The organism is Halomonas sp. CSM-2 (assembly GCF_002119345.1).
In the GTDB taxonomy this organism is placed as follows: domain Bacteria; phylum Pseudomonadota; class Gammaproteobacteria; order Pseudomonadales; family Halomonadaceae; genus Vreelandella; species Vreelandella janggokensis.
Window position 1 is genome coordinate 240529 of the sequence record NZ_NBYR01000001.1, and the last position, 16781, is coordinate 257309.

Annotated in this window: 18 protein-coding genes; 13 read left to right on the forward strand and 5 right to left on the reverse strand. The window is 58.6% G+C overall.

Translation table 11 applies throughout. The annotated features are described in order from the left end of the window. Positions 1–124: 124 nt before the first annotated feature. The 12 genes from B7L15_RS01110 (at position 125) to lpxL (ending at position 10638) form a co-directional block, all read left to right on the forward strand. Positions 125–1270: a GNAT family N-acetyltransferase gene (locus B7L15_RS01110; protein ID WP_085917206.1), complete on the forward strand. Its 1146-nt coding sequence runs from the start codon at positions 125–127 to the stop codon at positions 1268–1270. Between the two features lie 89 nt (positions 1271–1359). Next, positions 1360–1701: a cell division protein FtsB gene (ftsB, locus tag B7L15_RS01115; RefSeq protein WP_085917207.1), complete on the forward strand. Its 342-nt coding sequence runs from the start codon at positions 1360–1362 to the stop codon at positions 1699–1701. Next, positions 1694–2401 (forward strand): 2-C-methyl-D-erythritol 4-phosphate cytidylyltransferase, encoded by a 708-nt coding sequence (gene ispD / locus B7L15_RS01120; RefSeq protein WP_085917208.1) that lies wholly within the window; start codon positions 1694–1696, stop codon positions 2399–2401. The genes ftsB and ispD overlap by 8 nt, the downstream gene beginning before the upstream one ends. Then, positions 2401–2889 (forward strand): 2-C-methyl-D-erythritol 2,4-cyclodiphosphate synthase, encoded by a 489-nt coding sequence (gene ispF, locus B7L15_RS01125; RefSeq protein WP_085917209.1) that lies wholly within the window; start codon positions 2401–2403, stop codon positions 2887–2889. Before ispD ends, ispF begins: the two co-directional genes overlap by 1 nt. Next, on the forward strand, positions 2882–3916 hold the full coding sequence (gene truD / locus B7L15_RS01130) for a tRNA pseudouridine(13) synthase TruD (RefSeq protein WP_085917210.1): 1035 nt from the start codon (positions 2882–2884) through the stop codon (positions 3914–3916). Before ispF ends, truD begins: the two co-directional genes overlap by 8 nt. A gap of 44 nt (positions 3917–3960) precedes the next feature. Beyond that, positions 3961–4707 (forward strand): 5'/3'-nucleotidase SurE, encoded by a 747-nt coding sequence (gene surE / locus B7L15_RS01135; protein ID WP_085917211.1) that lies wholly within the window; start codon positions 3961–3963, stop codon positions 4705–4707. Continuing rightward, entirely contained in the window at positions 4694–5371 is a 678-nt protein-coding gene (locus tag B7L15_RS01140) for a protein-L-isoaspartate(D-aspartate) O-methyltransferase (protein WP_085917212.1), read from the forward strand. The genes surE and B7L15_RS01140 overlap by 14 nt, the downstream gene beginning before the upstream one ends. Then, positions 5368–6339, forward strand: coding sequence for a DUF368 domain-containing protein (locus B7L15_RS01145; protein WP_085917213.1), 972 nt, complete (start codon positions 5368–5370; stop codon positions 6337–6339). Before B7L15_RS01140 ends, B7L15_RS01145 begins: the two co-directional genes overlap by 4 nt. A 7-nt stretch (positions 6340–6346) precedes the next feature. Continuing rightward, positions 6347–7384, forward strand: a complete 1038-nt coding sequence (locus B7L15_RS01150; RefSeq protein ID WP_085917214.1) for a peptidoglycan DD-metalloendopeptidase family protein — start codon at positions 6347–6349, stop codon at positions 7382–7384. Between the two features lie 147 nt (positions 7385–7531). Then, positions 7532–8500 carry an RNA polymerase sigma factor RpoS gene (gene rpoS / locus B7L15_RS01155; RefSeq protein WP_085917215.1) on the forward strand — a complete coding sequence of 323 codons (969 nt, stop codon included), beginning with the start codon at positions 7532–7534 and terminating at the stop codon, positions 8498–8500. Positions 8501–8610: 110 nt separating this feature from the next. Continuing rightward, positions 8611–9711, forward strand: a complete 1101-nt coding sequence (gene alr, locus B7L15_RS01160) for an alanine racemase (RefSeq protein ID WP_085917216.1) — start codon at positions 8611–8613, stop codon at positions 9709–9711. Between the two features lie 12 nt (positions 9712–9723). Then, a complete protein-coding gene (lpxL, locus tag B7L15_RS01165) occupies positions 9724–10638 on the forward strand; it encodes an LpxL/LpxP family Kdo(2)-lipid IV(A) lauroyl/palmitoleoyl acyltransferase (RefSeq protein ID WP_085917217.1) in 915 nt (304 codons plus the stop codon). Positions 10639–10648: 10 nt separating this feature from the next. Here the strand turns inward: lpxL and speD are convergent, their stop codons facing one another. The 5 genes from speD to B7L15_RS01190 all read right to left on the reverse strand — a co-directional run bounded on the left by speD (position 10649) and on the right by B7L15_RS01190 (position 14254). Next, positions 10649–11443: an adenosylmethionine decarboxylase gene (speD, locus tag B7L15_RS01170; protein WP_085917218.1), complete on the reverse strand. Its 795-nt coding sequence runs from the start codon at positions 11441–11443 to the stop codon at positions 10649–10651. A gap of 222 nt (positions 11444–11665) precedes the next feature. Next, on the reverse strand, positions 11666–12085 hold the full coding sequence (locus B7L15_RS01175; protein ID WP_085917219.1) for an OsmC family protein: 420 nt from the start codon (positions 12083–12085) through the stop codon (positions 11666–11668). 95 nt (positions 12086–12180) lie between these two features. After that, on the reverse strand, positions 12181–12576 hold the full coding sequence (locus B7L15_RS01180) for a gamma-glutamylcyclotransferase family protein (protein ID WP_085917220.1): 396 nt from the start codon (positions 12574–12576) through the stop codon (positions 12181–12183). Beyond that, complete coding sequence (gene murU / locus B7L15_RS01185) at positions 12573–13247, reverse strand: N-acetylmuramate alpha-1-phosphate uridylyltransferase MurU (protein ID WP_085917221.1); 675 nt, start codon at positions 13245–13247, stop codon at positions 12573–12575. Before murU ends, B7L15_RS01180 begins: the two co-directional genes overlap by 4 nt. Beyond that, positions 13244–14254 carry an aminoglycoside phosphotransferase family protein gene (locus B7L15_RS01190; RefSeq protein WP_085917222.1) on the reverse strand — a complete coding sequence of 337 codons (1011 nt, stop codon included), beginning with the start codon at positions 14252–14254 and terminating at the stop codon, positions 13244–13246. The genes murU and B7L15_RS01190 overlap by 4 nt, the downstream gene beginning before the upstream one ends. 70 nt (positions 14255–14324) lie before the next feature. On the opposite strand from B7L15_RS01190, the gene B7L15_RS01195 reads away from it, so the two are divergent. After that, a complete protein-coding gene (locus B7L15_RS01195) occupies positions 14325–16754 on the forward strand; it encodes an LPS-assembly protein LptD (RefSeq protein WP_085917223.1) in 2430 nt (809 codons plus the stop codon). The last annotated feature ends 27 nt before the right edge of the window (positions 16755–16781 follow it).

The following is a 16781-nucleotide window of genomic DNA, read 5'->3' on the forward strand; positions in this document are numbered from 1 at the left end:
TGGATCCTGATGTCAGGCGCGAGGCAATTCGTTGCGTTAAATCACGAGCTTGTACCGTAAGGGTAATGAACCCGCATAGTGTAGAGTAGCTTAATTGAAACCAACCCTAGGTCTGGGAGAGGCTATGCCAGTGTCGCTATCGGTTGCGGTGTTATCTGCCATGGAGGCTGTGTCGGCCAGTCAGTGGGATGCTCTGGTAGATGCCGATCAGCCGTTTTTACGTCACGCCTTCCTGCATGCGCTGGAGGCGAGCGGTTCGGTAGGCCCAGCGACCGGCTGGCAGCCCTGCCATTTAACCGTTTGGAAAGGCGCGCAACTGGTGGGCGCAATGCCGCTTTACGAGAAGCACCATTCCTACGGCGAATATGTGTTTGATTGGGGGTGGGCTGATGCTTTTGAGCGCGCCGGGGGGCATTATTATCCTAAAGCGCTGAGTGCCGTACCGTTTACTCCGGTACCCGGCGCGCGTGCCTTGGTAGCCCAAGACGCTGATACAGACGTCGTCTACGCGGCCCTTGCCCAGGGCTGGCGGGAGCAGTGCCAGCGCCATGACCTTTCAAGCTGGCATTTGCTGTTTGCGGACACGTCAGAAGTGGAAGTGTGGCAGGCCCAGTGCCCCGAGCTCATCAGCCGCGAGGGCGTGCAGTTTCAGTGGCGTGATCGAGACTTCGGCGACTTCGACGGGTTTCTCGCTGCGCTGACGTCCAAGCGGCGTAAAATGATCAAGCGTGAACGCCGTCTGGTGGCCGATCAGGGGCTGGAGGTGATGCGCTTGGTCGGCGAACAGATCACGCCTGCTGACCTGACGCATTTTTACCGGTGTTACGCCATTACTTACCAGGAGCGCGGGCGGCCGCCTTATCTGGCCCAGGATTTTTTTACCCGTATTTACAATGCCATGCCCGAGTCGCTGCTCTTGGTACAGGCACGCCTTGACGGGAGACCTGTTGCGGCAGCGCTTTACTTTAGAGGCGCTCAGACGCTTTATGGGCGCTACTGGGGCAGTGAAGTGGTGGCCGACTGCCTGCATTTTGAAGCCTGCTATTACCAGGGCATCGAGTTCTGTCTCGAGCAGGGCCTGACGCTGTTTGATCCGGGTACGCAGGGCGAGCACAAGCTACTGCGCGGCTTTGCACCGCAGCGTGTGCGCTCATTGCATTACCTGGCCCATCCCGGCCTCGCGAACGCTGTCGCGACCTTTTGCCGTGAAGAAGGGCAACAAGTGGCTGCCTACCGTGATGCGGCCTTTGCCGCGCTACCGTATAAATGAAAGCAACTCGCTGGTCGGGCGGCTTGATGGCATAATGGCGCGCCAATTTAGGCAAAACGTATTTGAGCGGCATTTATAGGAGAGCGGTCATGCGCAGATGGCTATTAATCGCGCTGCTGCTGGTGTTGGGCATGCTGCAATACCAACTTTGGCTTGGCGATGGCGGCTGGCGCGACTTGCAGCAACTCGAGCAGCGCGTTGCCGCTCAGGAGGCAGAAAATGTGCCCCTGCGCGAGCGCAATGCCAGAATGGCGGCCGAAGTGACCGATCTCAAGGACGGCCTGGACGCGATTGAAGAGCGAGCGCGCAGCGATATGGGCATGGTGCGTACCGACGAGCAGTTTTTCTGGGTGCCAGGCGTTGCCATCGAGGAGGAGTTGGTCGGCATCAACGCCCGCTCGGTGATCAGGCCGGAGTTGCCCGATGAGTGATCCTTTGTGGTTGGTGGTGCCCGCTGCCGGTCAAGGACGCCGCATGGAGGCGGACAGGCCCAAACAGTACCTGACATTGCTGGGCCGCCCGCTGCTTGCCCATACCCTGGAACGCTTGTACAGCGCTTTCCCAAATGCGCGTCTGGTACTCTGCCTTGACGACGACGACCACTGGTTCGCCGAAAAGTGGGTGCCGTTTGCCGATTGGCAGCGTGTCACTGGTGGCGAAGAGCGCATGGACAGTGTGTTCAACGCGCTCACGGCCATCGACGCCGGGGATAACGATCTGGTGCTTGTCCATGATGTCGCCCGCCCCTGCGTGACCCGTGAAGATCTGCTGGCGCTTTACCAGGCCGTGCAGCACCATGCCGCGGGTGCGCTCCTGGCGATGCCGGTGGCTGACACCATGAAACGTGCCAGTCCTGCCGGTGCCAGCCTGCATAGTGAGCCCCGTGACGCACTCTGGCATGCGCTGACGCCCCAGGGCTTCCGTTACGGCCAGCTTTACCGAGCGATAAACGATGCACGAAACCGGCATACGCTGGTGACCGATGAAGCCTCCGCCGTGGAAGCGCTGGGCGATGCTCCCCAACTGGTGTCCGGGCGACGGGATAACCTTAAAGTGACACACCCCGATGATCTGGCACTGGCGGCCGCGATTCTTACGTCACAGCGTGATACCACCGAGAGGAGCCACTAATGCGCATTGGTCATGGATTTGATGTCCACCGGTTTGGTCCCGGCGATCATCTGATGTTGGGCGGGGTAAAGGTAGCGTTTGATAAAGGGTTTATTGCTCACTCCGACGGCGATGTACTGCTGCATGCGGTGAGCGATGCCCTGCTGGGGGCCTGTGCGCTGGGCGACATTGGTCATCATTTCCCGGACACCGACCCGGCATGGAAAGGGGCGGACAGCCGCGATCTCTTGCGTCAGGTTATCGCGTTGGTGCGTGCTGAAGGGTATAACGTCGTCAATATCGATGCCACGGTGATGGCCCAGGCGCCAAAACTGGCCCCCTTCGTGGGCGCCATGCGCGAGGTGATCGCGGCCGATCTGGGTGTGAGCCAGGGCCAGGTGAATGTTAAAGCCACCACTACCGAGCGGTTGGGCTTTACCGGGCGCGGTGAAGGCATCGCAGCCGAAGCGGTGGTGCTGCTCGGCCTGAATGAGAGGCCCCATGCCTGAATTACCCCGCTGGCAGCGCAGCCTGGAAGCGGCACTCGGTCCGCCAAAACCTGGCAGGTTTGGTCTGGCGCCGGATGACTTTTTGGTCGACGAGGTGCTGGATTTTGCCCCGGAGGGGCACGGCGAACATCTTTGGCTGAACATTGAAAAGCGCAACCTGACGACCCTGGAGGTCGTTAAAATACTCAGTCAGCGCTGTGACGTTGCACCCCGTGACGTTGGCTATTCGGGGATGAAGGACCGTGTCGCGGTGACTCGCCAATGGTTGAGCGTGCATTTACCCGGCAAGGAAGCCCCTGAGGGGTTGATGCAGGCCCTCGCCGATGGCGGCATCAGCGTTTTGCAGCATGCCCGACACCCGCGCAAGCTGAAGCGTGGCGTGCATCGTTATAACCGATTTCAACTGCGGTTGAGCGGGGAAGCGATAGAGACAGATGACGTTAGCCAGCGTTGGCAGTTGCTATGCGAGCAGGGCGTGCCCAACTACTTTGGGTCGCAACGCTTCGGGCCAGCGGGGCGCAATCTACAGCGCGCAGAAGCATTGTTGGCGCGCGGATGGCGCAAGCGTGACGATCGTCACGGTATTTTGCTGTCCACCGCCCGCAGCTTTCTGTTCAACGAGTTGCTTAGCGAAAGAATTGAGAAAAACCAGTGGCAGCAACCAGTTAACGGCGATACGCTAATGCTTGACGGTACCCAGAGCGTGTTCAATGTTGACCAGGTAGACACCACGCTTTGCGCGCGTGCCGATGCATTGGATGTGCATCCGACAGGTCCCTTGTGGGGCGTCGGCAATATCAGTCAGCAGGCAGCGGGTGACTACGAGGCTGCGCTGTTGGATCGTCATCCGTCGCTGTGCGAGGGCCTGCTGCGCAGCGGAGTCAGGCGCGGCCAGCGGGCATTACGCGTTCGTTTGAGCGAGCCACAGCTAAACCGCGAAGCCCAGAGCGTGGTACTCTCATTCGCTCTGCCTCGCGGCAGTTTCGCCACCGCGGTGGTCAGCGAATTGATCGCGTCACCGGACTGAAGGGGCGTGTGCCGGGACTCGGGCAACCAATTAAGGAGTTTTCCATGCGGCGTTTGCTGCTATCCAACGACGATGGAGTTCATGCGCCGGGGCTCAAGGCGCTTTACGATGCATTGACCAAGCACGCCAATCTGCGTGTCGTTGCCCCGGACCGTGACCGCAGCGGGGCGAGCAACTCGCTGACGCTCTCGCGACCGCTGGCGATGACCGCACTGGACAGCGGGTTCTACAGTGTCGACGGCACGCCGGCGGACTGTGTCTACCTGGGGGTCAACGGCGTGTGGGATGAAAAACCCGACCTGGTGATTTCCGGCATTAACCATGGTGCCAACCTGGGGGACGACGTGCTGTATTCGGGTACGGTTGCCGCTGCCATGGAAGGACGTAATCTGGGCATGTCGGCGATTGCCATGTCGCTCTGCGGCCATCGCCACTTTGCTACGGCCGGCCACCTGGCGGCGAGCCTGGTGGGGGCCGTGGACCAGCTGTCGCTGCCGCCGCGCACACTGCTGAACGTTAACGTGCCCGATGTGCCCTGGGGGGACGTCAAGGGGGTTAAAGTGACGCGACTTGGCTATCGCGGCCCCGCGGAGCAGCCGCTGGCCGTTAAAGACCCGCGTGGGCGCACCCGTTACTGGATTGCCCCGGTGGCTGCCAATGCCGACGATGGTGACGACACTGATTTTGCCGCCGTCGAGGCGGGCTTTGTATCGATTACCCCCTTGCAAACGGATTTAACGCGCCATCAGGCGCTCAACGACGTTCGAGACTGGCTGGATGCATTCGCCTAAACTGTCACAGGAAGAGCTGCGCGGTACCGGAATGACCTCGCAGCGTACCCGTGACCGCATGGTCCAACGCCTGATTCGCCAAGGAATTGGTGACGCACGGGTGCTTGAAGTCATGGCCAGCGAGCCGCGCCATCTTTTTGTGGATGAAGCGCTGGCCCACCGCGCCTACGAAGATACCTCGTTACCCATCGGGTTTGGCCAGACGTTGTCTCAACCGCTTATCGTTGCGCGCATGACCGAGCTGGTGCTGCGTGCTGAACCCAAGCGCGTTCTGGAACTGGGCACTGGTTCTGGCTATCAAACACTTATTCTGGCCCGATTGGTCGATAAGCTGTTTTCCCTTGAGCGTATCGAGGCTCTGCACCGGCGCGCCGCCTTCCGGCTTAGCCGCCTGGGTGCCCGGGCGTCGCTGGCCGTTGCTGACGGCGGTGAAGGCTGGCCCGCCGCCGCGCCATTTGACGTCATTCTGTTGACCGCTTGCGCCCAAACGCTACCAGAACCACTGCTTGAGCAGTTAAGCCCTGATGGCGTCTTGATTGCCCCTCTAGAGGCATCAGACGGCAGCCAGTGGCTTACCCAGATCAAACGCGTCGGTAATGCGTTTGAAAAACGCCGCCTGGAACCGGTTCGTTTTGTTCCATTATTGCAAGGAGTGGTCGATTGAAGCGTCAACCCGTACGATTGTTATTAACCGGAGCCGGGATGGGCGCTGCCGATGCAGTGCCGGGGGTTTCGGGTGGGACCATTGCGTTTATCAGCGGCATTTATGAAGAACTGATCTTAACCATCAAACAGTTCGGCCCAAGCGCCATTGGTGCATGGCGTCGTGGCGGGCTGGGAGGGCTGAGTCAGCACCTTAACCTGACGTTCCTGGTGCCGCTGCTCGTCGGTATTGTCATCAGCGTTTTCAGTGTGGCGCACTTGGCGCTGTGGTTGATGGAAGCACATCCACTGTTGCTGGATGGTTTTTTCTTTGGTTTGGTGGCTGCTTCGGCCTTTGTTGTGAGTGATTCAGGAACGCGTTTCAAGTTGCGCTACCTGTTCCCGCTAGGGGTTGGCCTGCTGCTGGCTCAATGGCTACCCGGATTAATGCCCCTGGTGTCAACATTGGGTAATGAGTCACTGATATTGATAGTGGCGGGGAGTATTGCCATCAGTGCCATGTTGTTGCCCGGCGTATCAGGAAGTTTTTTACTGCTCACCATGGGGCTTTACGGTACGGTGATGGAAGCTGTGCGCGGCTTTGATTGGGTGACCATCCTGCTGTTTGGGGGCGGCTGCCTCATTGGTCTGGCGCTTTTCTCACGGGTGCTCTCCTGGTTGCTGCGCCGCCATCGTGGCTCAACGCTTCAATTATTGTTAGGTTTCATTATGGGTTCACTGCCCGTGCTCTGGCCGTGGCGAGAACTGGTGCGATACCAACTGGGTAGTGATGGTGAAATGATTCCGTTGGATTATCGATATTTAATGCCCGGCGATTATGCACAGCTAACGGGCGAATCCGCGCAACTCATTGGTGTAATAGCGTTGATGACGTTTGGCGCACTGGTCGTTGTACTGTTGCATCGGCGTGCCCTTGGTCGCACGCCGCCAACGTCTCCCCAAACCGCCTCCGCTGCTGAAAAGGAGTAGGCCTTGCATGCGTAAGATAGTAATGATGTCCGCACTGGCGTTAGCCGTTGCCGGCTGTGCCAACCAGCAGAGCGGCGGCCCGCAGGTGCGTGATATAAGCGATGCCCGCGACGCGGTCGAGCGCTCCCCCGAGTATCGGGTCAAAGAAGGCGATACCCTTTACGGCATCGCCTGGCAGCATAATCTCGATTATCGCGAAGTGGCTGAACTCAATAACATCGAGCCCCCTTACCGTATCCAGCCCGGGCAGGTCATTGCCCTGCGTGAGGGCACGTCTTCAACGTCGGCGAACGCCTCAGCGGGAGCGAATGAAAGCGCCAGTGGTGCGGTGGCAAGAGGTCTTTCGCCCGAGGCGTCTACCCCCGCTTCGAGTGATGATCAGCAAATGGACTGGTTGCTACCCGATGAGTCAGCCATTGAGCGCAATCAGCGGTTGACGGCTGAGCGTGATGCTGATGACGCCGAGGAAAATGTCACTACGGCTGAGGCATCTGAGACTCAGGCGGCTTCTGATTCAGCCCCCGATCAACCTCGGGCTGAGCAAACTCAGCCCGAGCAGGCTGAAGCGCAAACAGCGCCGGAACCTGAAGCCGAAACGGCCCCAGAGCAGGCGACGGCCGCTCGTGAGGATTCGACACCTGACCGCGACGACCGCACTTATACACCAGCCGAAACCATTGATTGGCAGTGGCCGAGCGATGGCAATGTGGTGGGCGAGTTTGGCCAGGGCGATAGCATCACCGCCGGTATTGATATCGCTGGTGAAAAGGGGCAACCTGTAAGAGCCGCCGGTTCTGGCATTGTGGTATATGCAGGCAGCGGTGTGCGCGGTTACGGTAATCTCATCCTGCTCAAACACAACGATGAATTTCTCAGCGCTTATGCGCATAACGACAGCCTTAATGTCAGCGAGAACGACGTTGTGGAAGCCGGTGAGGTCATTGCCACTATGGGCGATAGTGACGCGGAAGACGTGAGACTGCATTTCGAGGTACGCCGCGAAGGGCAACCACAAGATCCCCTGGAGTTTCTACCGTCACGCTAACCGGTATCAGCCATTTGCAACGTGCGTTGCCACGACTCATTCGACAGGTAACGGCGTGAACGCTTTGTATAACAATAACGATGGGAAGCCCAAGCGACCCATTTGGTTTTTTAAGGGCGGATAGGCGATATAACGGGGGTAAGACGCATGAGTATGCTGGAAAAAGATCTACAGGAAGTAGACCTGAACGCTGTGGAAGAAGCACTTGACGACGGTGAGGATGTCGTTGCCGCCGAGGAGGCCTTCGAAAAAGCGTTAGGGCGCGAGGACCGTCAGCATCAAAGTCTTGATGCCACACAAATTTACCTCAATGAAATTGGCTTTTCGCCACTGCTGACGCCTGAAGAGGAAGTCTATTACGGGCGACTGGCCCGCAAGGGCGATCCGCTGGGGCGTTCGCGGATGATTGAGTCGAACCTTCGCCTAGTGGTGAAGATTGCCCGTCGCTATCTTAATCGTGGCTTGACCCTGCTGGACCTGATTGAGGAAGGTAATCTGGGGCTGATTCGAGCCGTCGAAAAATTCGACCCCGAACGTGGCTTCCGCTTTTCGACCTACGCTACCTGGTGGATCCGGCAAACCATCGAACGGGCGCTGATGAACCAGACACGTACCATTCGCTTGCCGATCCATGTGGTCAAGGAGCTTAACATCTACTTGCGGGCAGCCCGTGAGTTGACGCAAAAGCTCGACCACGAAGCCACGGCGGAAGAAATCGCCGAGCATCTCGACAAGCCGGTAGGCACGGTGAAAAAGATGCTGGGGCTTAACGAAAGGGTCTCGTCGGTTGATTACCCCATGGGCGGCGAAAGCGACAAACCCCTCATCGACACGCTCTCTGATGAGGAAGACCATGGCCCCGAGGCTTCCCTGGTAGATGGTGATGTCAAGGAGCATGTTGACCACTGGCTCGACGAGCTCAATGAGAAACAGCGCGAGGTGGTGGTGCGGCGTTTTGGTTTGCGCGGCCATGAAGCGGCCACTCTCGAGGAAGTGGGTGCCGAGATCGGCTTGACCCGAGAAAGGGTACGTCAGATTCAGGTAGAGGCGCTGAAGAAATTACGTCGGTCGCTGGAGAAACAGGGGCTGTCGCTGTCGTCGATTTTTGAAAGTTAACGGCCTTCCTTCAACTCCCGTTAATTTTCCCAACACCGGGCCATGTGCCCGGTGACTTTATTTAGTCATAATGATGAACCCTGATTAGAAGCAACAAGCGAGAAAGCCCAATGCGCCCGCTGGTGGCCCATATTGATCTAGACGCGTTGCGTCATAACTATCAGCTGGCGTGTCAGTGCGCGCCACATAGCCGATCGGTCGCCGTCATCAAGGCAAACGCCTATGGCCACGGCGCGCTTGAGTGCGCGCGTGCCCTGGCCGCGGATGCTTCCGCGTTCGCCGTGGCGTGCCTGGAAGAAGCAGTGACACTGCGGGAAGGCGGGATCACCACACCCATTATCCTGCTGGAAGGTATCTTCAGCACCGACGAGTTGGCGTGGGTGGATGAACACCGGCTATGGATGGCGGTGCACAGTGCATGGCAGGTTGAGGCGCTGCTAGCCTTTTCGCCGCGTGAGCCGATTCCTGTCTGGATCAAGGTAGACTCCGGCATGCACCGGCTGGGGTTTGCCCCGGAGGACGTCAGCAATGTCTGGGCGCAGTTGAGCGAGGCGCCGCAGGCATCGTCGCTGCACTTGATGAGCCACTTTGCCACGGCGGATGCCGCTGACAGTCGCTATTTTCAACAGCAGATGACGCGGTTGCAAGCGCTTGCCACGACACTCGATGCGCCGCTGTGTCTGGCGAACTCCCCCGCGACCCTTGCCTGGCCGGTGTCCCACGGGGCCTGGAATCGCCCCGGTATTATGCTGTATGGCAGCAATCCGCTGGAAACCGCTACGCCTGCCACGGACTCGTTGCGTCCGGTAATGACGCTGCGCTCTGAAATCATTGCCCTGCGTGACGTTGAGGCGGGTGAGCCGGTGGGCTACGGCGGGCGCTGGCGGGCACCGCGACGCTCCCGCATCGCGGTAGTCGCCGGAGGCTATGGCGATGGCTATGACCGCCATGCCCAGGATGGCACACCGGTGCTGGTCAATGGCCAGCATTGTCCGCTGGTCGGCAAGGTCTCGATGGATATGTTCACGGTGGATGTCAGCGGGGTGGCGGATGCCGTCATTGGCAGTGAAGTGGTACTGTGGGGGCGCGCAAGCAATGGCGCAGTGCTGTCGATCGATGACGTCGCCCGTCACTGCGATACCATCAGCTATACCCTGCTGACTGGGGTGTTGCCCCGTGTACCGCGCCGTTATCATGGCGCTTTTGGTTAAATGGCGAGGCGCATGTCACGATCAACCTATCCCCGTTCTTTCGCGCACCCGCGCTTTTGGTTCACCTGGATGGCCATTGCTGGCATGCACATTGCGGCATGGCTACCCTGGCGGCTGAACATTGCCCTCGGTTCGGGTATCGGGCGCTTGGCCTGGCGGTTTGCCAAGCGCCGTCGTCATATTACCGATGTCAACATAGCGCTATGTTTTCCCGAAAAAAGCCCTGACGAACAGCGTAGATTGGTAAAGCAAACCTTTATCGCCAATGGCATCGGGCTGATGGAAACCGCCGTTGCGTGGTGCCGCAGCCCCGAGGATTTTCGACATCGAGTCGCGTGCATCGGCGAAGAAAATCTTGCCAGGGCCCAGGCGCAGGGTAAGGGCGTTCTGATTATTGGCGTGCATTTTTCGCCGCTGGACTTGGGGGGCGCGCTGCATTCGCTGTTTTTTCATTCGGACGCGGTCTACCGCCCGCATAATAACCCGCTTTTCGACCGCTTCATGACCCGCGCTCGCCTGAGGGTGTTCGATCAGATGATTCATCGTCATGACCTGCGCAGCGTCATACGGCGGCTGAAAGCCGGGCATTCGGTATGGTATTCACCCGACCAGGACTTTGGTCGTGATGCCAGCGTATTTGCCCCGTTTTTTGGTCAGCAGGCTGCGACGGTGCGGTTAACCGCCAAAATTGCGCGGATGACCGGGGCGCAAGTCGTGCCGTTGATTTTCTACCGCAACCCGGATGACCGTACCTACACCTACGAGTGGCTACCCGCGCTCGAGGGATATCCCAGCAACGATGAAGTGGTCGATGCCACGCGGGTCAATGCGTTTATCGAGCAGGCGATTCGGCAGCACCCCGAGCAGTATCTGTGGTTGCATCGGCGCTTCAAGACCCGGCCTGAGGGTGAGCCGGGACTTTACTAGCAGAGCGCCCTCAGTCGAGGTTGCGCGAGTAGAAGATCTCGAGCATTTCCTTGCGCAGACGGTCTTCTATATCGCGCGCTTCTTCAAAGGTGATATCCCGGCTCGAGGTGCCGAACAGGTAGTTATCCAGTTCGAAGTCTTTGAGCAGCATCTTGGTGTGGAACATGTTTTCCTGATACACGTTCACGTCGATCATTTGATAGGCGTGCTTGGTGTCTTCGGCCAGGTAATCCTGGATCGAGGTGATGTCGTGGTCGATAAACAGCTTTTTGCCATCTACGTCACGGGTAAAGCCGCGAACACGGTAATCCATCGTCACGATATCGGAGTCAAAGCTGTGGATCAGATAGTTCAGCGCCTTGAGGGGACTGATATGGCCACAGGTCGAGACATCGATATCCAGGCGGAAAGTGCTGATGCCGTTATCCGGATGGGACTCAGGGTAGCTGTGCACCGTGACATGGCTTTTATCCAGGTGAGCGACCACGGTTTCGGGGAGCGGCCCCGGCCCGGGTTCTGTTTGCTCGGGATCCGTCTCATCCAGCTCATGTTCAGCAATCAGAATCGTCACGCTGGCGCCGTGGGGCTCATAATCCTGGCGTGAAATGTTCAGCACATGGGCGCCAATGATGTTGGTCACGTCTTTAAGAATCTGTGTCAGCCGTTCGGCATTGTAGAGCTCATCGATGTAATCGATATAAGCCGCACGCTGCTCTTCTGTCTTGGCGTAACAGATGTCGTAAATGTTGAAGCTTAGCGAGCTGGTCAGGTTGTTAAACCCGTGGAGTCGGAGATTGTCTGACACGTCCGAGCCTCCCTTTGGCAGATGAAAACACCCCGACGAGCCAACGCCGGAACCGGTCATGCGTTAGCGACGCATGATGATGAGCACTCAATTCAACACCTGATAATCCCAGGCGCTCAACAAGCGGGCGTATTATGCCCGCCCCAGGCGCGGGATGCATCCAGCAGGGCAAGTTTTTTGGCCTGCTTACCGAAGCTTGAACGCTTTTCAATGCAAAGGCGCTCAGGCGTCGACGATCTCGTAGGAATGGGTGATCTCGACGCCGCCGTTGGTCAGCATGATCGATGCACTGCAGTATTTCTCCGCAGATAGCTCGACGGCACGCTGGACCTGTTTTTCTTTCAGTGCGCGGCCGGTGACCACGAAGTGCACATGAATGCGCGTGAACACCGAAGGCACGCTATCGGCCCGCTCAGCGTCAAGCTCCGCCACGCAGTCGGTGACGTCGGCGCGGGCCTTGTCGAGAATATTCAGAATATCAAACGCCGTGCAACTGCCCATGCCCATTAGCAGCATTTCCATGGGCCTCGGGCCGGTATTGCGGCCGCCATGGTCGGGCGGGCCGTCAATCACCACGCTGTGGCCGCTGCCCGATTCAGCGACGAACTGGCGGCCATTTGTCCATTTTACGCGTGCTTTCACGTTGCTCTCCTTATTCAGGCGGCTGGCTGACAAAAAGTAAGTCGCGCAGCATAACATCTCTTACCTGGTTCGCACTGCACTGTCTTATTGTGGCCTCATTGTGACGGCCAGCCACCTTCGGCAATCATTATGCAACCATCCACGCTAGGGTTATAAATATATACCCAGGCCTTGCCGAAACGGGTCGTGAGCAGCTGGCGCTGATACTCGCCCTGTTCAGGCGCCCCGTGGCGGTGATCTTCCAGCTCGTCGAGCCGGGCGAGCTGGCTGGCCGTCACGCGATAAATCTCAAGGCTAATGCCGCGCGATGTCTGCCATTTTGCGCCGGGGTAGGGTCCTATATCGTAGAGGGTCAGCGCCGTGCAGGTATCCCCACCCAGCCGAGTCGCTGTCGACAGCCAGTGAGCGTTATTCAAGCCTTTCTTAAGCGTACCGTATACCGCTACCAGGGATGTAGTGGTCACTGCGGCTTCCAGGTATCTGGCGGTCATTGCGCACCTCGTCGGTCTTGCAGATGAGTGTCCAGTGCGGTTAATCGCTCGGGAGTCCCCACATCCACCCAATGCTGAGAGGTGTGTTCACCGCTGACGCGCTGGCTGTCGATGGCGTTTTTCAGCAGCGGCGCCAGAGCAAAGGCGCCTGCCGGGTGATTCGCCACCAGCGCCGGGCGGATCAGGCTGATACCCGCGAAGGTGAGGAACGGGGGAGGGCCTTCATGCACCCGACCGTCACGCAAGGCAAAATCCCCGTCGGGGTGATGCCCGGGGTTATCCACCAGCACCAGGTGCGCCAGGTCCTCCTTGGCTAGCGCCTTCGCATCGGGCAGGTGATCGCACCAGACATCGCCATTGATGAGTAAAAACGGGTTCTCGCCGAGTAGAGGCAATGCCTGACGAATACCGCCGCCGGTCTCAAGCGGCGTGGCTTCTCGGCTCCACTGAATCTGGACCCCATGGGCGTGGCCGTCGCCCAACGCCTCGATAATCTGCTCCCCGCGGTAGCTGACGTTGATCACGACCTGGTCAATGCCGACGCGTTTGAGCCGTTCAAGGTGGTGCACAATGAGCGGCTTACCGGCGACGGTCAGTAAGGGTTTAGGGCAGTGGTCGGTGAGTGGACGCATGCGCTTGCCGAGACCGGCGGCCAGAATCATTGCCTTCATTGGCCTACCTCGCTTAAACGTGCAGTGATGGCGGGGCGTAAGGTGTTGGACGCCCATTGGGCGAACTCGGCATGGGCAGGCAGCCCGGCCAGGCTGTCGTCCAGGTGGTCCAGGAAGTGTGGCAGGCGCGCTAGATAACCTGCTTTTTGGTCGCGCAGGGTAAGACGGCAGAAAATGCCAAGCACTTTAAGGGTGCGCTGGGCGGCGATTGCCTGGCTCTGGGCGAGAAAAGTGTCAGCATCAAGGTGCTGCGACAGGCGACCATCCTGTTGAGCCTGTGAGTGAAAGTTGCGAATGAACGTCGTAAATTGCTGTTTGCTGAAACGCTGGTAGCGTCCCCGCAGCAGCGAGATGGCATCGTAGCTGATCGGACCGGCGACGGCGTCCTGGAAGTCGATCATGTAGAGGCGTTGATCCAACACCATCAAATTCATGGCGTCGAAGTCGCGGTGCACGCAGACCACGGGCTGGGCCAGGGACTGTTCAATTAGCTCGGCCCGCAACGCCGTCCAGTTCTCGGGCGTCGGGATGCCCAGCCATGCATTGAGACACCACTCGGGAAACAGGTCGAGTTCCCGGCCCAATAGCGCGGCGTCATAAACGGGCAACGCCTCGGGGGAAACACGATTTTGCAAATCGGCAATCAGCGATAGGGCCTGATTATGATAGCCTCTAATACGCGCATCATCAGTAAACAGCTCTTGTAAGGGTGTGCTACCCAGATCGTCCAGCAGTAAGAAACCCTGCTCCAGGTCGGCCGCGTGTATCCGAGGGACAGGTAATCCTGCGCTGCGCCAGCGTCGGGCGATGGTCACGAACGGTTGACTATCTTCCTGCCGGGGCGGGGCATCCATGACCACCCGGGTCGTACCGTCGGGTAGCATGAGCCGGAAATAGCGCCGAAAACTGGCGTCACCCCCGGCCGGGGCAAGGGAAATAGTGTCTATGGAAAGACCGTGTTGTTGCGCGGCCCATGAAATAAGGGCGTTAATCCGCGATGAAGACATGCAAGCTCCTGGCTGGTCGGGCATGATGCGGACTGTATAATACCGATTCTCGATGCCAAGGATAACGAACATGGGCAAGCGATTTTCGCGCGCGGTGCCAGTGGCGCAAACATTGATGGGCAGTTTGTTGGCAAGCGCCTCTTTTTCCGTTGTCGCGCAGAGCGAGCCGCTCTCGGCGGAGGCGCTGGACTGGCAGCCATGGGGACGAGAAGAAGCCGCAACCCAACTATGCCGTGGGCGTTACGTGATGCCCGGCTACCGCCTGGCGGAACAGGACAACCCCGAAACCCTGGCGGCCGAAGCCACCGAAGCGGATTACGACATCGACGGTCAGACAATTCTGCGTGGTGACGTGGTATTGCGGCGTGCCGACCAGGAGGTGGAAGCGGAGCGTGTCAGCATGCCCGCTGACCGTGAACGGGTGAACGCCGAGGGCAATATTGCGCTGCGAGATGGCACCTCCCTGGTGCGTGGCAATACCGCTGAGATAATGCTTAACGAAGATCGCACTCAGTTGGACGATAGCCAGTTCGTGCTGTACGACCAGCACTTGCGCGGTCAGGCCGTTCAGTTGGAACAGCTGGAGGAAGACCAGTACCGCCTGGTGGATGCCCGCTTTACGACATGCGATCCCGGTGAAAATACCTGGCACCTCGTCAGCAGTGATATCCGTCTGGACCAAGCCAAAGGGTTTGGTACCGCGCGTAATGCACGTCTGGAAATCAAGGACGTGCCTGTTATGTACGTTCCATGGGTGCGCTTTCCGATCGACGACCGTCGCCATACCGGACTGCTGACCCCCGCGATTAGCGTATCTGGCGACGGTATCGACTATACCCAGCCGTTTTACTGGAACATCGCGCCCAACCGTGATGCGACGATCACGCCACGCTGGATGAGTGATCATGGCCTGCTGCTGAACGGTGAGTTTCGCTACTTGCTTGACGATGTTCGGGGAACGGTGGAAGCGGGTTACTTGAACAGCGATAACGGTGGTTCGGGCGGTGCCGAAAACCGCTTTGCGGGCGAGGATCGCTGGTACTTCGAGACGCAAAATGCTGGGCGTATCAACCCGCGTAGCCGCTACCGTTTAAATTATGGCGCTGCCAGCGACGGGCGTTACTTCGATGATTTTGGTGGCGAATTTGGCAGTAGTGACCGCATCAGCATGGAGCGCTTGGCGCAGGTCGATTACCGAGGCGATCGCTGGCAGCTGGATGCTCGGGCGCAGGGCTTCCAGCGCCTGGATGACCCGCTTAACGAACGCAACAAGCCTTTTTATCGCCTGCCAAGTTTAACCGCCAACGCCCGTTGGCAACTGGGTAACGGCTTTTATAGCCAGTGGCGCTCCAATGCGACCTATTTCTGGCGTGATGTGAACGAACAGCGCGTCATTGAACGCGAAGCGGCAACGGGTAGTCGCTTGCATCTAACCCCCGCCGTGGGTTGGCGGTTCGAGCGTCCGTGGGGGTATATCGAACCCCGCACAGAGCTTTGGCATACCGATTATCAGTTGGACTATGGTGACCGTGTGACCGAAAACAGCGAATCGCCGAGCCGTAGCATTGCGGTGACATCCGTGGACAGCGGCCTGGTGTTTGAGCGAGAACTGGCACTGGGGGGGCGCGACTACCGGCAAACCCTGGAGCCCCGTTTAAACTACGCCTTTGTGCCGCGTACCGACCAGAGCGAGCTACCTAGTTTTGACAGTCGCGAGCGGCCCTTTTCCTGGAATCAGCTATGGTCGGCCCAGCGGTTTTCGGGAGCCGACCGGGTGGGAGATCTGAACAGGCTGTCGTTGGGTGTTGAATCACGGCTGCTTGAAGACGAAACCGGCCGCGAACAGCTATCCGTTGGTGTGGGGCAAAGTGTTTACTTCGATGAGCGAAGAATAGATATCGAGGGAGACGCCGATGAGCTACCGCCCATAGGTACGGAAAGCCGCTATAAAGCCACCCGTGATCGCTCGCCGCTGGTGACGCAGGTTGACTGGCAGATTAACGACCGCTGGAGCACCGGCTACGAGTGGCTCTATGACGACAAGCGTGAGCGTACAGAAAGCTCTACCGTCGATGTACGCTATCGTCATCCTCAGGGCCACGTAGTGAACCTCGGCTACCGCTGGGAAATCGAAGATTTTAACCCGGGCGTGGAACCCAGCGACGATAACTTCCGCAACTATGATCGCGAAGAATGGAACCTGTCCTTTGCCTGGAAGGCCAGTCCACAGATTGATCTGATCGGCCGTTACCTTCACGATCAAACCAATGATCGTGTGCTCGAGCAACTGGCGGGCGTTCAGTGGAACGACTGTTGCTATGGCCTGCAGCTGGTGTGGCGTGAATGGGTCGATGATAGCGATACTGCGCGTATCGATGATGACTTTAACGATCGTGGTATTTTCCTTCGTTTCGTGTTCCGCGGCTTAGGCGGCGTGGGCCAGAATGCCGATGGGTTCTTTGAACAAACCATTCCGGGGTATCGCCCGACGCCTTTATAAATTAGCCTTCAAAATGGCGACTGATAG

What these genes read in the sequence shown, in the direction of transcription:
- ispF (WP_085917209.1), top strand. Translation starts at nt 2,401, where the DNA reads ATGCGCATTGGTCATGGATTTGATGTCCACCGGTTTGGTCCCGGCGAT.
- lpxL (WP_085917217.1), top strand. Translation starts at nt 9,724, where the DNA reads ATGTCACGATCAACCTATCCCCGTTCTTTCGCGCACCCGCGCTTTTGG.
- ftsB (WP_085917207.1), top strand. Translation starts at nt 1,360, where the DNA reads ATGCGCAGATGGCTATTAATCGCGCTGCTGCTGGTGTTGGGCATGCTG.
- B7L15_RS01190 (WP_085917222.1), bottom strand. Translation starts at nt 14,254, where the DNA reads ATGTCTTCATCGCGGATTAACGCCCTTATTTCATGGGCCGCGCAACAA.
- ispD (WP_085917208.1), top strand. Translation starts at nt 1,694, where the DNA reads ATGAGTGATCCTTTGTGGTTGGTGGTGCCCGCTGCCGGTCAAGGACGC.
- B7L15_RS01180 (WP_085917220.1), bottom strand. Translation starts at nt 12,576, where the DNA reads ATGACCGCCAGATACCTGGAAGCCGCAGTGACCACTACATCCCTGGTA.
- murU (WP_085917221.1), bottom strand. Translation starts at nt 13,247, where the DNA reads ATGAAGGCAATGATTCTGGCCGCCGGTCTCGGCAAGCGCATGCGTCCA.
- truD (WP_085917210.1), top strand. Translation starts at nt 2,882, where the DNA reads ATGCCTGAATTACCCCGCTGGCAGCGCAGCCTGGAAGCGGCACTCGGT.
- B7L15_RS01140 (WP_085917212.1), top strand. Translation starts at nt 4,694, where the DNA reads ATGCATTCGCCTAAACTGTCACAGGAAGAGCTGCGCGGTACCGGAATG.
- B7L15_RS01150 (WP_085917214.1), top strand. Translation starts at nt 6,347, where the DNA reads ATGCGTAAGATAGTAATGATGTCCGCACTGGCGTTAGCCGTTGCCGGC.
- B7L15_RS01195 (WP_085917223.1), top strand. Translation starts at nt 14,325, where the DNA reads ATGGGCAAGCGATTTTCGCGCGCGGTGCCAGTGGCGCAAACATTGATG.
- alr (WP_085917216.1), top strand. Translation starts at nt 8,611, where the DNA reads ATGCGCCCGCTGGTGGCCCATATTGATCTAGACGCGTTGCGTCATAAC.
- surE (WP_085917211.1), top strand. Translation starts at nt 3,961, where the DNA reads ATGCGGCGTTTGCTGCTATCCAACGACGATGGAGTTCATGCGCCGGGG.
- B7L15_RS01110 (WP_085917206.1), top strand. Translation starts at nt 125, where the DNA reads ATGCCAGTGTCGCTATCGGTTGCGGTGTTATCTGCCATGGAGGCTGTG.
- rpoS (WP_085917215.1), top strand. Translation starts at nt 7,532, where the DNA reads ATGAGTATGCTGGAAAAAGATCTACAGGAAGTAGACCTGAACGCTGTG.